Consider the following 15,053-nt stretch of genomic DNA (forward strand, 5'->3'; position numbering starts at 1 on the left):
AACATTTTTGTTAAGCGTATGATAGTGATAAAGGAGTGATTAATATGACGAAGTTTACTGATATCACAGCACCACAAAATTTTAAGATTTATGACAGTTGTCCGTTACTTAAACTGAAATTCGAATTTAACGCTCATTGTCGTATCTTTTTTACAGTTGATAAATACAAAGACCTCAGTCATCATCATTATGCTTTCTATTTGACTGTGAGCAGCCCAATCAATCATATGGGCCTAGGAGTTGATTTTTTTGAAGTCGAAAAAATATATACTACTTATCTTGCCCCAAAACTAAACGATCAGTTATTAAACCATACACTACCTGAAATGAATATGACTGCTGAAAATATTGCCTACTGGCTCTGGCAGCAATTCGAACAGTACTTACCCTCAGATGTTGACATCGAGACACTTGAGTTATTTGAAGCACCCACTCATTCTGTTATATTGAACCGGCAAATTATGAACGAGTAAGCAGGCGAATGACTTTAAAGTGCAGCAGAAATGCACCTAAGGCCATGATGAAAAGGGATAATATAGCAATACGGCTCGCAGTAGCACCATAATCGCTTAGCAGCCATGTAATGGTTCCATATATAAAAGGACCCATGACGGCTGATAATTTACCACTCATAGAAAAAAGACCGAAAAATTGTCCTTCATGTTCTGCAGGTGATAACTCGATAATAAGTGTCCGTGAAATAACCCATATAGAACCCATTGCAATCCCGAACAGAATGGCACATAAATAAAACCACTCTTTCGGTAATGGTAAACTTGCAAGAATCAAGGCAATCATCAGTACAAGTGCTACCCATTGAAGCGCTTTTGCGGAGCCGATGTGCTTAGCAATATAACCAAATATAAAAGCACCGACAACACTGAAGACTGTCGCAATCATAAAGATACCAATAAAAGCACTATTTGAAAATCCGACGACTGTTGTTGCATAGGGCTGCATCATACTGATAGCAGTAGCGAGGGCATCGTTCAGGAAAAAATAGACGATGAGAAAGATATAGATGGCCGGCTCTTTTTTAGCGAGTTTGAATGTCTGCCATACTTCCTTATAACCATTAGTTTTAATCTGCTGCTTCTTAATCTCCTTTTTATCATCTCTACCAAATATAAAAATGGGGATGCTGAATAACAGGAACATAACTGCAGTCGGTATAAAGGTATCGGCCGCATGTTTAGTTCCGACGAGCCACATAACGCTGAGTACTCCGACCAAAGTACCGAGGTATCCAAGGGCAACACCAAAACCAGAGATAACAGAATGATCCTCTTTCGGTGCGAGGCTGCTCATCATTGCATCATAGAAAACGAGACTTGAGTTATAAGTAAATTTCGCAATCGTAAAAAGGAGAATAATCAGCAGGAATGACAACGGCAGCCCAAATAATGTCTGTTCCATACTAATTTGATTCAAATAACCCATTAGAAATGTACAGCTAAAGACTATAAGACTGAAAATAATAATCCATTTCTTTTTCTTGTGGGTGCGATCGATGTAAACGCCGTACAACGGACTCAGTAAAATAAGAAAGAAAGCAGCTATACTGGCCGAATAGGCAATCCACGTCGAAGCAATCTGTTCCTGTACAGGGTCAGTACCGAGTTGTTCAGTGACAAACTGCGGAAAAAATAAAGTGATGATATTCGCACTGAAGATGGTGTTACTGAAGTCATAGAGTGCCCAACTAAGTACAGGCACTGAGAGCAATAATTTTATATCTCGTTTCATAAAGGCTCCTTTTACACCATACTAGAATCTCTTTTATTATAATGGATTGCATAAAAAAATAAAGCTGTTTCCTAAGAAACAACTTAATATCTCATACAATATTCCTGCAGTTCATCCAGCATTCCTCTTAAATAGTCAGCTTGCGGTAAGGATGGCAGCTCTATAATATCCAGTGACTGCTGATACTCTATCTGTTTCGCTATATGGCTGAAGGCCAGCATATAATCGCTCAGTATCTCCTGGTCAAGCGGTTCAAGCGGTTCTTCTTTCAGACGATTTAGCGTAAAACTAATCTGTTCTAGTAAGGTGATGACTGGATAGTAAGCAGCAATCTTGTTTTGATCTGCTGAAAGCTCTCCAGATGCCTGTGTATAGGTGAGACGACTGTTGAAAATCTGCTGATTAAGTGGAAATGACCGTTCTTTTAAATACGCATCATCAGTCATCGTGAAAAGATCATGGAACGCTACCGCTTCCTGACGAACAAGGGCCGCTAACATACCAGGCAGGCGGGAACTTGCCGTCACACGTCCTAAAATCAATGTGCCGATTACAGCGATGACTACACCGAGCATAACGTCAGTAATCCTTAAATATGCAAAACTTTGTGAGAGGTGCCCCGCTGCTACTGATGACATCAGCAAGACTTGAATCGTTATAAATATCATGGCGAGTGAATAATTAGAGGCCACAATCATCTCTGTAATGCCCCCTGTCAGTGCAATAACAATGAGTATAACGAGAGGACTCGGTTCTAATGGAATGACGAGTAACATAATTGCAAGACCGATTAAAGTACCAATTACCCGCGCTCCTGCCCGCTGCATACTAGATACTGTATGAATACCCAGCATAACGGTATGTGTGGATAACGCGACCCAGTAAGGACGTTCAATATGGAATAAGAGCGCAATAGTAATAGCTGTTGTCATAATCACGGCATATTTAATCGTCATGACAAATACCATAGACTCTGGCGTTAAATTCTCAATTAACCGTTTAAAATAGCTGGTGCCACGTGAACGCATTTTATATGAGACTTGTTCTGGTGGTGCATTAAGAAATTCTTCTGTTCTGAATAGAGCAGCAAAAAGGGATTCGTAGCGCTCATCTGCATCTACTGCTGCGTGCCATGGCGCTTGTTTCTGTCCTTCAATGTTACTGCTGATATAGTGCAGCATCTCTATAAATGACTTCGGCAAATGTTGATGACCTCGTGCATGAAGTTCGAGTAATTCTGCAAAGATGACTTGTGCCATCTCATGGAGAAGAAGTCTTCTCTCATAATGGGATTGATTGAATTTGAGTCCTACATCTGCACTTTTTAACGTACCTGTACTGGCTGTGAACGTCTGCAGTGCTAGATGGCTCTGCTTTTTAAATGCTTCTGAATCATCAAAAGCAGTAGATAATCTTATCAAAGTTCTGAAGTCGTCGATGACGGCCTGCTGCTGTGTTCTATTTTTAAATAGCAGTGCCTCCAGATAAACCAGTATCACACACAATAAGCCGCCCAGCATAACAAGTGCCCCTCTCCATAGAGCAGCCTCAGGGTGAAACGGCATATAAGAAGCAAGTCCAAACGCAACTATAAAGAATGTGGAAGACGGTCCCTTTACCCCTAGTGCTGTGAAGACATAAAAAGGAATAACTGAAAACCCGATTAGTAAAATTGCATACAGCAAAGCGTGGTGACCCGTTAAAGAACCCATTATCATCGCTAGTGCCAAGGTTGCACTGACTAGTAATGACGTCCTGATTTTAGCAGCAAGTGGACCACCAAATAGATAGATATGTGCGAGCGTCCCCATTGATACAAGCAATCCTGATTGTAAGTCTCCAAAAATATAGAAGATAAATAAAGCCATAAAAATAAGCAGCCCTTGTCTGATGCCTTTGGGGACATCGATTTTGGCTGCATCTATCATCAGTAATGATTGATAATAAGCTTTCATGATACTTCCACCTTCCCACAAAAAAGCCACACAAATAAATTTGTGAGGCTTCTATCTTTTACTATTAAGCATAGACCTGTATCCATCTTTTTTCAACTCTATTGCTTTAATCATTCATCCCTTTACCCTGCAAAATCGCGTCTATATACTTCTCAACTCGTGCAGTTCTCGTTTTGCTCTGTTTGGCCTGCCCAATATGAAGAAGATAAGCACGCTGCCTGCCAGGTGTCAGTGCTGTAAATGCATCTTCCAGACCTTCTACCTCATTAAATTTCACCTGCAGCTCTTCCGGTATTTCATAATCATCATGCTTTTTCTTTACAACTCTTTTTCCCGACTTCTCTACTTCAATAGCACCTTTGATATAAGCATGAATTAAAGCAGTTCTAGTATGAATATCTTCAATATCCTTAAAACGCAGTTGTCTGGCCGCTTGAACATTTTCAGTCTGCCGGACTAATTGCTGCTGATCGTCTACCAGCAAGGCACCTTTATGAAACAACAAAGCGATATAATCTTTAAAAGAATGAATCAACACGACATTTTTACCATTCAGCGTGTAGCAGGGATGCATCCATTTAAAATCTTCATCAAGCTCAGTCTGTAGAATGATCGACCTCAGCGCTTTATATTCTTCTTGCCATGTTCGGACCTGATCTATGAAGGCATCAACTTTGATATGGGTCTTTTCCGCCATCTATATTCTCCTGTTTTATATTATTGTCTTAATATTCACACTATATTATACTGAATGCTACACTTGAAAGCGAGGTTATTCTGATGACTAAGATTATAATGTTCAATACAAGAGAAGAAGAAAGAACAGCTGCAAATGAATGGGCGGTTCGTCATAATATTGACTTAACACTTTCGACAGAAACACTGAACTTGAATCACCTTGAACGATTGAAGAATTATCAGGGAATATCCACTTCACAGACTACCCCCATTGATCCAGCCATCTATCCTGCCCTGGAAAAACTGGGTATCAGACAGATCGCCCAGCGAAGTGCCGGATTTGATATGTTCGACCTTAAGCTGGCTAATAAACACCATCTCATTATCTCCAATGTTCCAAGTTACTCCCCAAACTCCATCGCTGAATTTGCTGTCACTACTGCACTACAGCTAGTCAGAAAAACAGCTCAGATTGAAAAAAATATTCAAAATTATGATTTCAGATGGAATCCCGCTCTTATGTCACGCAGCATTAAAGATCTGACAGTCGCAGTAATTGGTGCCGGCCGTATCGGACAACATACAGCAAGGATTTTTAATGGCTTCGGCAGCAAAGTTATCGCCTATGATCCTGTCCAGAATGAAGAACTGACCCGCTTTGTAGAGTACAAAGATTCACTTGAAGAAGCAGTCCAAACAGCTGATATTGTTTCCGTTCATATTCCACTGACTGCTGAAAATCATCATCTATTCAATGAAAAACTATTCACTCAGTTTAAGAAGGGGTCCCTCTTTATCAACGCCGCGCGTGGAGGAATTGTTAATACTCACGCATTATTAGCTGCTGTTAATCAAGGGCATCTCGCAGGAGCAGCACTCGATACTTATGAAAATGAGGGCGATTATTTCAAAAATGATTTCCGCAAAGAAGTGATTCAAGATGAGATGCTTAAGGAACTCATCCGACATGACAAAATTATTATCACGCCTCATATCGCTTTCTTCACCGATGTCGCTGTCCAGAATCTTGTTGAAGGTGGCCTGGACTCAGTTCTACAAGTCATCAACACAGGTACATGTGATAATAGAGTCAACTAAAAAAGCCGATCGATTAAGATCGGCTTTTTCTTATTCTTCTATTTGCTTAATAAATGCTTCTACAGACTCACTGTTCGCCCAGTCATCTATAAACATTGAATCAAGGTGTGTAAGAATCGCACCATCGACAAGCAGATATTCACCGTCTTCAGAATTTAATCCTGCTCTTACGACTTGCTTTCCTTGCTTCGTATAATAATCAGTAATCGCTGCTGCAGCTTCATCTCTTGTCTCGATATATGATTTTACTTCGCTATTTTCAACCATATAAGCGTCTACCTTTGTAGCACCTTCAACCATGCCATTTATCTGAGGAATAATAGGCACTTCAAACCAGTTAATCAGAATAGACTCTGTACTATCAAAACTATAGCGTGTAAGTGGATAACGACTACTTTCAAAGTTAACTTCAGTATAACCACTTAATTGTTCGCCTTCCAGATAATAAGTATCATCTTCAACTGTCACTGGTAATGACTTCAACCAATTCTTAATTTGTTCTTCATTTTCAAATAAACCAACATCTACAATCAGTTCACTCTGCAAAAATTGTAATAGTAACATGAAGTATCCTCCTAATAATGTTCAAATATTATTTTCACGCTTATTATACGTAGAAAAGACAAGAATTGCACATCATGACAAATAAAAGTCTCTATTCCCTCGGAAATAGAGACTTTTTATTAATGACGAATTAAGTAGTCAAATGCACTAAGCGCCGCTGTTGCACCTGAACCCATTGAGATGATGATTTGTTTGAATGTCTGATCTGTACAGTCACCTGCTGCAAAGATGCCTGGTACATTAGTTGCACCGTTACGGTCTACGATAATTTCGCCGCGTTCATTACGTGCGACTTTATCTCCCACAAACTCAGTATTTGGTACTAAACCAATCTGTACAAATACGCCTTCTAAATCAATTGATTTTTCTTCGCCTGTGTGACGCTCTGTATATGTCAGTTTATTTAATTTATCTGTACCTGTTAACTCTTTAGTTGCTGCTTGTGTAATGATTTCTGAGTTAGGCAGTGATGCAAGACGTTCCTGCAGTACTGCATCGGCTCTTAATGACTCACCGAATTCAAGCAATGTGACATGCTCAGTGATACCCGCTAAATCAATTGCTGCTTCGACACCTGAGTTACCGCCGCCGACTACAGCGACACGTTTACCTTCAAAGAGAGGACCGTCACAGTGTGGACAGTATGCGACACCTTTATTTTTATACTCTTCTTCACCAGGTACATTCATATTACGCCATTTAGCACCTGTACCGATAATTAATGTTTTAGATGTCAGTTTTGCACCATTTTCCAGTTCAACTTCAACGATATCATTGACTTTGTTGACATCAGATACACGGACTGCTGTCATAACGTCAATCTCGTAGTCACGGATATGTTCAGCAAGATTTTGAGATAGTGCAGGTCCTGTTGTTTCCTTAATACCGATCAAGTTCTCAATTGCTGCTGTATCGTTCACCTGTCCGCCAATACGTTCAGCGACCATACCCGTACGTAAGCCTTTCCGCGCTGCATATATCGCTGCTGCTGCACTTGCAGGCCCACCACCGATAACAAGTACTTCGAATTCTTCTTTGGCATTTAATTCTTCTGTATCAAGACCGCCGCCGACTTGCGCAACGATTTCATCGACTGTCATACGACCGCTGCCGAACTCTTCACCATTCAGCATAATAGTTGGCACAGCCATAATATCCTTTGATTCTTCACGGAATACGGCACCATCTATCATTGTGTGCGTAATATTCGGATTAACCACTGACATTAAGTTGAGTGCCTGCACAACATCAGGACATTTCGTACATGTCAGACTGATATAAGTCTCAAAATGTAAAGGTTGGTCAAGTTTACTAATTTGATCAAGTGTAGATTGTTCTTCTTTTGGCGCACGTCCACTCACCTGGAGAAGTGCAAGCACAAATGATGTGAACTCATGACCAAGAGGAACACCCGCAAACGTAATTCTCGCCTCTTCCTCAGGACGTGATAATGTAAAACTTGGTGTACGTTTTAATGAAGCTTCTTTTAAAATGATGTGAGATGACATTTCTTCTACTTCATTTAATAATTCCATCATATCTTTTGAAGCTTTATCATCGTCTGTACTTGCAGTGATAACGACATCACCTTCTAACAGTTGTAAGTACTGACCTAATTGCTTTTTTAAAGTATCATTCAACATAATTTCTTCCTCCTTCATTGAGATGCCACAACGCTTTAAACAACGCTGTGGCATTTTGTAACTATTTATTTAGCACTTGTAAATTAGATTTTACCTACTAAGTCTAAACCAGGTGTTAATGTTTCTGATCCTTCTTTCCATTTTGCAGGACATACTTCACCATCATGTGAACGTACATATTGAGCCGCTTTCACTTTATCAACAAGTACACTTGCTTCACGACCGATACCATCGTTATTGATTTCCATTGTTTGAACAACACCATCTGGATCAATTAAGAATGTCGCACGTTGTGCAAGACCTTCTGATTCTTCTAATACATCGAAGTTACGTGCGATTGTGTGAGATGGGTCACCAATCATTGTATATTGAATTTTAGAGATTGCATCTGAGTGATCATGCCATGCTTTATGAGTGAAATGAGTATCACATGAAACAGAATAAACGTTAACGCCTAAGCCTTGTAAAGTTTCATATTGATCTTGTAAATCTTCTAATTCAGTTGGACATACGAATGTAAAGTCAGCTGGGTAGAAGCAGAGAATGCTCCAATCACCTTTCATTGATTCGTTAGATACTTCAATGAATTTGTCTTCTTTTGGATTATATGCATTTGCTGTGAATGGTAAGATTTCTTTATTGATTAATGACATGAATAGTTCCCTCCAAGAGATAGTTATTAGATTTAGATTATAATTATTATAATCTGATACCCTCTTATTGTTACATGTTTGATATTTGAAGTCAACCACAAAAGCTTGGCTCAAATGTGAAAGAATTATTGTTATCTTCGTGATTAATATCACTTTTTCAAGCCCTATATGATTATCAATCAAATATCTATTTTCTCATTCGAATATTAATATACTCTTAAGTGTTATAGTTTCAAAAGAAAAAAGTCAATCCAAATGGACAGACTTTTTACCTTACATCATTAAGTGCTGTAACCGGCCAGTAATCAGCCATCAGAAACGCTGAAAAAACAAGTATTGCAATAACAGCTAAAAAGATAAGATCATAAAAGCTGAATGGTACATAGTAATAATACGTTCTCGGTCCTTCTTTAAAGCCTTTTTTCTCCATAGCAACTGCTAATCGATGTGCTTTTCGAATGTTCTGACTCATCAATGGAATTAATAAATGCTTGATGCGTTTAAATCCTCTATACTGACTGGAATCAATCATCTCATAGCGCATCTTGAGTGAATTTCTCAGCTGAAAAAATGATTCAATCATTAATGGCACCATTCGAATCGCCGCCATAAATGCATAAGCATATTTAGGCTTCACTTTTAAATGTTGCATTAAACTGTAGAAGATCATGACTACTTGCGTTGTAAAGGCGATGGTCAGACCTAGAGCACTGACCATTATCGTCCGCAAAGAGAGATGCAGGCCGCGAAACAGACTTTCAGTGGTGATATGGATAATACCCCATTTGAAAAGTGTATGTATACCATCTCCATAAAAAATCATAAAGAGAGAGGAAGTCACACTGAATAGCGCAATAATCGAAAATAAGGTTAGAACTACTTTTATTTCTGTTCCTGAAAAAATCAGCATAAACAAAAACATCATGATAGCCATATATAACATGACATCAAAACGATGAATGAAAATAACAAAGAAAAAGAGTAGTACACCTACAATCATCTTCGTCAGAATATTAACATGATCCATAAATGTGGTACGCGTCTTCCATTTCTCATACATGATGAACACCTACTTCTGTCAGACGTCCTGATTCAACATGAAGTCTTCTTGATGGATAACGTTCGACGATATGCGAATCATGGGTCACCATCACCAGGGTCTGCCCCTGTCTGACACGTGCTTTGAATAGTTCGAGCAGCTGAAATGTATTCTGACTATCAAGTCCAAAAGTAGGCTCATCAAGTAAAATCATATCAGCCGGTGAACTAAGGGCAGTCGCTACACTTAAACGCCGCTTCTGTCCCATCGACAGCTCAAATGGATGTTGTTTGGACACATGTCTGAGCTGGAGCAATTGTAGCATATGCTCCGTCTTTTCTATTGCTGTCGTTTTATCCTGATGAAAGTAGTTGATGTATATTTCATCATACACGCTGTTCTGTATAAATTGTAATTCTGGATTTTGATAGACCAGATAAAAGTATCGTGCCGCATCTTTCACTTTTCTTAACTTCTGATCGTTATAAGTCATGGTCCCTTTATAAGGCACCATCTGAAGCATTGATTCCAGCAGTGTCGTTTTTCCTGTACCATTGTTACCCGTAACCACTATCCATTCACCTAACCCTACTTCAAGACAGCCCACTTCATAAAGTTTACGGTTCCCTCGTATAACGGCGCCTTGTTCACACTTAAATAATGGCGATGATTGTGACGTATATTGCAACGGTTCTGGTGCATGCTGCCAAGCTCTTGGATGCCAAACACCGTATTCACTAAGAAGATTTTCATAATGCTCCAATATATAGACCGGATTACCCTGCTGAATAATCTCTCCTCGCTCATTCATTACAATGACGCGATCAACATGTTGCCAGATATGCTCTACTTTATGTTCAACAATAACAACTGTCTGATCATGCCAGAGCTGAATCAGAAGTTCCCACAGATGCTCGGTCGCTTCGGTATCCAGCATAGCTGAAGGTTCATCGAGAAAGAGAGTATGAGCATTTTGTAGTAGTGTCCCCGCTATGGCAAGTTTCTGTTTCATGCCCCCACTTAACTGATTAATAGTCTGATCTTCGTCAATTTCAAGTCCAACCAATCGGAGGACCCGCTCAATTTGTGGTTTCATTTCATTTCGTGGGACTTGCTGATTCTCCAGGATAAAAGCCAGTTCTTCATAAACTTTCGGCATACAGAACTGACTATCAGGATCTTGAAAGATTACTGCAGCATCAGTATCTATCTGTAACTCATCATACTTCATCGGTAATTCAATCAAATCAGGTACGATGCCTGCTAAAACATTCAATAATGTACTTTTCCCACAGCCTGAAGGTCCAAGTAGCAGTACTTTTTCTTTATCTTTTATTTCGATATCCAGTTGATCAAAAATTTTATTCTGACCTCCTGGATATTTAAGTCGCAAGTTTGTAACTCGAATTGAATCAGAGTGCATCATAATCTTCCTGCGAAGCTGAACGGAATAGTTTAGTCACACCCGTCTTATCCAGTGCTTTAACGAGGATGTATGGTAGAATGCCTGCCAGTACAGCTCCACTGATGACACGGAATAAAATAAAAATGATTAAATTCCACGTGGCCACTTCTTTCATGTAACCATAGTAATAATCAATAGGTAAACTGATCAAAGCAGCTGCGACACCTGCCAGCATACAGACCATTACACTACGAGATTTGTATCTGAATGCCATAAATACAAGTTCGCATGCTAAACCTTGAAGTAATGCGTAAATTAAAGTAGGGATGTCAAATTTACCCATGACAATCGTTTCACCTGCACCAGCAGCAAACTCAGCAAGTAAGGCAACACCAAACTTAGGTACAATCAGATAAGCAACGACTGCTGCTGCAAACCACATGCCGTAAGCCAATTGATCGAAATGTAGGCCTAGTGGTTTTACTACTTCATATGGTAACCACCATAAGTTGTAGATAAACCCAAAAATCACCGAAACTAAAACTGTCACTAAAATATCTGATAACGTTAAACCTTTTCTCATTTCTATTTCCTCCTTAACAAAAAACACGCAACCATCACGAGATGATTGCGCGTCAAAAAAGACATAGAAAGTCTGTTATCTATACACTTTCCTCCGCTAGCATCAACTAGATCAGGTTCAAAGGGTTCGAGTCAACTCGTCTCAGTTATATAAAACACCCCTAGTGTTTCTTTTATTTATTTGTACTTAAACTCTATACTTGAAAGAATAAGATGTCAACTCTATTTCTCAGGAAATTAAAAAAACGATGCCTCAGCATCGCTTTTAATAATTAATCGTGGTAAACCGTTCTTTCTCTTTTACCTCTAGCTTTATCCTTTTTATCATAACCTAGCATAAAGTACATTGCCGTTACAATAGCGAGGAATACAAATCCAATGATAACCGAAATACGTGTATCTGGATTAATTAACATGAAAACCAGAACTAGAACAAGGAAACCGATTGTCAACCAGTTAGTCACTGGTGCTCCAGGCATTTTGAAGGGATGTGTTGCTATAAGTTCAGGTGATTTTTTTCTGAACTGCATATGACTGATTAGAATCATGAACCAAGGTACCATACCCGGTAAGATAGACGCACTGTATACATATACGAAAATCTTATCTGCACCCGGTAATGCTACATTTAAAACAACCCCTAGGAAAATACCTACTGAAATAGCAAGTACTGCGTAGAATGGAACGCCTGTTTTCATTACTTTAGCGAAAATACGAGGCATTTTCCCTTCATTCGCTAATGTGAAGACCATACGACTTGAACTGAAGATACCTGCGTTACAACCAGACATTGCTGCTGTTACAACTACAAAGTTAATCAGTCCTGCTGCTGCAGTAATACCAATCTTCGCAAATGTTGCTACGAATGGACTACCAATTGTACCTAATTGATCCCATGGATATACAGTAACGATTACAAATATAGCACCGATGTAGAAAATCAGAATACGCCATACAATACTGTTAACAGCTTTTCTGATATTTGTCTGAGGATCCTTTGTTTCACCTGCTGTGATACCGATTAATTCAACCCCTTGATAAGCACCGACTACAATCGAAAGTGCAAATAAGAAACCTGTCAAACCATTCGGGAAGAAACCACCGTGTGCTGTTAAATTACCAAAACCAATCGGATTTCCACCATTACCGAAACCGAATAAAATAACACCAAAACCTGCGATAATCATTAAGATGATTGTTACAACTTTAATCATCGCAAACCAGAATTCAAATTCACCAAATGCTTTAACAGATGCTAAGTTGGCTACAGCTAATGTAACAACAACGATTAAACCTGGTATCCAAGTTGGTAGATCCGGCCACCAATACTGCATATACTGACCTACTGCGATAACTTCACTCATCCCAACGACTACCCACTGGAATATATTACTCCAGGCTGTAGCATAACCTGCTACCGGGTGAATGTAGTCACTTGCATATTCTGCAAATGATCCTGTTGTTGGATAAAGGTAAACCATTTCGCCCATCGCACGCATAATAAAGAATAAGAAAATACCTGCTACTAAATATGCGAGGAGCGCTGACGGACCTGCCCATTTGATTACACTTGATGCACCCATAAATAAACCCACACCAATAGTACCACCTAATGCAATCATCTGAACTTGACGAGAACTCAGTCCTCTGTGTAATTGATTGTCTTCCATCTTTTTTCTCCTTTTTTTAAATATGTCTAAACATATATTTAATATATACTGTTATTATACAGTTTTTTTTGATTAAGTAAATCATAAATTGAAAGCGTTTAAGCATTAAAGTATTAAATAATAAAATTACTCTATAATAGAACATTTTAACCCTATTCAGGCTATTTATATGCTATTAGAATAGTTATTTTCTTGTTTCTTCCTGCTATATAACACACTTATAGATTATAATATAAAAAAGAGCACCCTTCAGTGCTCTTTCACTATTATTAGCGCACAACTTGTTCCTGTACATATTGTGAATATAAAGCATGGGTTTTAAGCAAGGTCTGATGATTGCCTGACCCAGTAACCTGTCCTTTGTCAATAAAGTAAATACAATCAGCATCTACAATGGTCGATAGACGGTGAGCAATCACTAAAGTTGTCCGTTCCTTCATCAGTTGATTTAATGCGCGTTGTACTTGTTCTTCTGACTGAGAATCAAGACTCGCAGTTGCTTCATCAAGCATCAATATTTTCGGGTTGCGCAAGAACGCTCGTGCTATCGCAATGCGCTGCTTCTGTCCTCCTGATAATTTAACGCCTCTCTCACCAATCTCAGTTTCAAGCTGCTCAGGAAATGCTTTGACGAACTGTTCAGCATAGGCAAGTGATAAACCTTGCCAAAGTTCTTCATCAGATAACTCATACGTCAATCCGTATTGCAGATTTTCTCGAATTGTTCCCGCAAATACAGCACTGTCCTGTGAGACAAAACCAATTTGCTGACGCCAGTTTGATAAATCTATATCACTGATAGATGTATTTCCAATTTTAATATGGCCGGAATTAGGTTCATAAAATCGTTCGAGCAAGGCAAAAACAGTTGATTTACCACCACCACTCGGTCCTACAAATGCAATCACTGAATTCTGCTGTGCCTCAAATGAGATATTTTTCAGGATAGGACGATTCTCAACATAATGGAAACTCACATTCTCCATTTTAATAGGCTGACCTGTGACGTCTATAGTCTGACTAAGTGCAGCCGCTTCAACCGGTAATTCAAGCAACTGAACAATCCGTTCCGTCGCACCCATCGCTTTTTGTAATTGTGAGAAGAAAGTAGCAAAGCTTCCTACAGGCATCATGATGTTGAATAAATAAAGTAGAAAAGCAACAAACTGACCACTTGTCAGCGTGCCTGACTGTACACGTACTGCTCCATAACCAAGAACTACGACAAACAGTCCGAGCATTGCAGTCATCATGATAGGCTGCAATACAGCTTCTACTTTGGCATCTTTAATGCCTAATTTGAAGATTTTTTCAATCAATCTACGTCCCGATACTTTTTCATGCGCCTCTCCATTACTAGATTTAATCAGTCTGATCTCAGATAATTTTTCACTGGCATCTGCATTGAAATTTGCTGTCGCTGTCTGCAATTCCCGGCCGATTTTAGACATCATTCGTCCGATAGGTATCATGATCAACGCAATAACCGGGACAGCAAGGAACATAAGAGATGCCATCTTCCAGTCCATCACAAACAGAATGATGAGTGAACCTATCAGCTGTATGCCGCCGGTAATGAAATTCGGAAAGTGTGATGTCATCAATTCTTTAATCACGGTCGTATCATTGACCAGTCTCGAACTGGTTTCTCCTGATTTATGGTTGTCATAATAAGTGATCGGGAGTGCCAAGAGATGATCCCAGAGCTTTTCACGAAGGGATCTGATGGTGCTTTCTCCGACAAAACGGAGCAAATAACTGCCTACTGCACCAAATACGAGCTGTGCTATAAAGGCAAAGGCCAAAATAAACAACATACGCTTGTTAAGGCTCATCAGTTGACTCGAATCCACTAAATTTTTGGTTAGTTGCGGCACTATCAGACTTGCGCCACTAGTCATGAGGCTGAGCAGCATTCCAAGGGCAAAAATCGCTTTCTTAGGATTGACGCTATTCACCAGCGCCATAAAATCCTTTACTTTAAAATTACTTTTTTCTTGTTCTGTCATTTATTGCTCTC

Annotated in this window: 13 protein-coding genes and 1 riboswitch; of the genes, 2 read left to right on the plus strand and 11 right to left on the minus strand. The window is 39.3% G+C overall.

The window, feature by feature from the left end:
* Positions 1–44 precede the first annotated feature (44 nt).
* Complete coding sequence (locus ERX37_RS06930; protein WP_133429948.1) at positions 45–473, plus strand: 6-pyruvoyl trahydropterin synthase family protein; 429 nt, start codon at positions 45–47, stop codon at positions 471–473.
* On the opposite strand, the gene ERX37_RS06935 is transcribed toward ERX37_RS06930, so the two are convergent.
* The 3 genes from ERX37_RS06935 to ERX37_RS06945 form a co-directional block, all read right to left on the minus strand.
* Complete coding sequence (locus ERX37_RS06935) at positions 460–1,746, minus strand: MFS transporter (protein WP_133429949.1); 1,287 nt, start codon at positions 1,744–1,746, stop codon at positions 460–462. The genes ERX37_RS06930 and ERX37_RS06935 overlap by 14 nt on opposite strands.
* An 83-nt stretch (positions 1,747–1,829) precedes the next feature.
* Entirely contained in the window at positions 1,830–3,701 is a 1,872-nt protein-coding gene (locus tag ERX37_RS06940; RefSeq protein ID WP_133429950.1) for an FUSC family protein, read from the minus strand.
* Positions 3,702–3,807: 106 nt separating this feature from the next.
* Entirely contained in the window at positions 3,808–4,398 is a 591-nt protein-coding gene (locus ERX37_RS06945; protein WP_133429951.1) for a YdeI/OmpD-associated family protein, read from the minus strand.
* Between the two features lie 83 nt (positions 4,399–4,481).
* Between ERX37_RS06945 and ERX37_RS06950 the strand changes: the two genes are divergently transcribed.
* The gene (locus tag ERX37_RS06950; protein WP_133429952.1) at positions 4,482–5,477 is read left to right on the plus strand and encodes a D-2-hydroxyacid dehydrogenase; all 996 of its coding nucleotides are present in this window, start codon (positions 4,482–4,484) and stop codon (positions 5,475–5,477) included.
* A 30-nt stretch (positions 5,478–5,507) separates the two neighbouring features.
* Here ERX37_RS06950 and ERX37_RS06955 read toward each other — a convergent pair whose 3' ends face one another.
* The 8 genes from ERX37_RS06955 to ERX37_RS06990 all read right to left on the minus strand — a co-directional run bounded on the left by ERX37_RS06955 (position 5,508) and on the right by ERX37_RS06990 (position 15,042).
* Entirely contained in the window at positions 5,508–6,041 is a 534-nt protein-coding gene (locus ERX37_RS06955) for a hypothetical protein (RefSeq protein WP_133429953.1), read from the minus strand.
* 119 nt (positions 6,042–6,160) lie between these two features.
* Entirely contained in the window at positions 6,161–7,684 is a 1,524-nt protein-coding gene (gene ahpF, locus ERX37_RS06960; RefSeq protein ID WP_133429954.1) for an alkyl hydroperoxide reductase subunit F, read from the minus strand.
* 83 nt (positions 7,685–7,767) lie between these two features.
* Positions 7,768–8,337 (minus strand): alkyl hydroperoxide reductase subunit C, encoded by a 570-nt coding sequence (gene ahpC / locus ERX37_RS06965; RefSeq protein WP_133429955.1) that lies wholly within the window; start codon positions 8,335–8,337, stop codon positions 7,768–7,770.
* Positions 8,338–8,605: 268 nt separating this feature from the next.
* Complete coding sequence (locus ERX37_RS06970) at positions 8,606–9,397, minus strand: energy-coupling factor transporter transmembrane component T family protein (protein WP_133429956.1); 792 nt, start codon at positions 9,395–9,397, stop codon at positions 8,606–8,608.
* Positions 9,390–10,799 carry an ABC transporter ATP-binding protein gene (locus ERX37_RS06975; protein WP_133429957.1) on the minus strand — a complete coding sequence of 470 codons (1,410 nt, stop codon included), beginning with the start codon at positions 10,797–10,799 and terminating at the stop codon, positions 9,390–9,392. The genes ERX37_RS06970 and ERX37_RS06975 overlap by 8 nt, the downstream gene beginning before the upstream one ends.
* Positions 10,789–11,364: an ECF transporter S component gene (locus ERX37_RS06980; RefSeq protein WP_133429958.1), complete on the minus strand. Its 576-nt coding sequence runs from the start codon at positions 11,362–11,364 to the stop codon at positions 10,789–10,791. The genes ERX37_RS06975 and ERX37_RS06980 overlap by 11 nt, the downstream gene beginning before the upstream one ends.
* Positions 11,365–11,435: 71 nt before the next feature.
* Positions 11,436–11,536, minus strand: a riboswitch (TPP riboswitch).
* A gap of 99 nt (positions 11,537–11,635) precedes the next feature.
* Positions 11,636–13,033, minus strand: coding sequence for an amino acid permease (locus tag ERX37_RS06985; RefSeq protein WP_133429959.1), 1,398 nt, complete (start codon positions 13,031–13,033; stop codon positions 11,636–11,638).
* Positions 13,034–13,302: 269 nt separating this feature from the next.
* Positions 13,303–15,042 carry an ABC transporter ATP-binding protein gene (locus ERX37_RS06990; RefSeq protein WP_133429960.1) on the minus strand — a complete coding sequence of 580 codons (1,740 nt, stop codon included), beginning with the start codon at positions 15,040–15,042 and terminating at the stop codon, positions 13,303–13,305.
* Positions 15,043–15,053 lie beyond the last annotated feature (11 nt).

The sequence above is a fragment of the Macrococcus hajekii genome (genome assembly GCF_004359505.1).
GTDB lineage: Bacteria > Bacillota > Bacilli > Staphylococcales > Staphylococcaceae > Macrococcus > Macrococcus hajekii.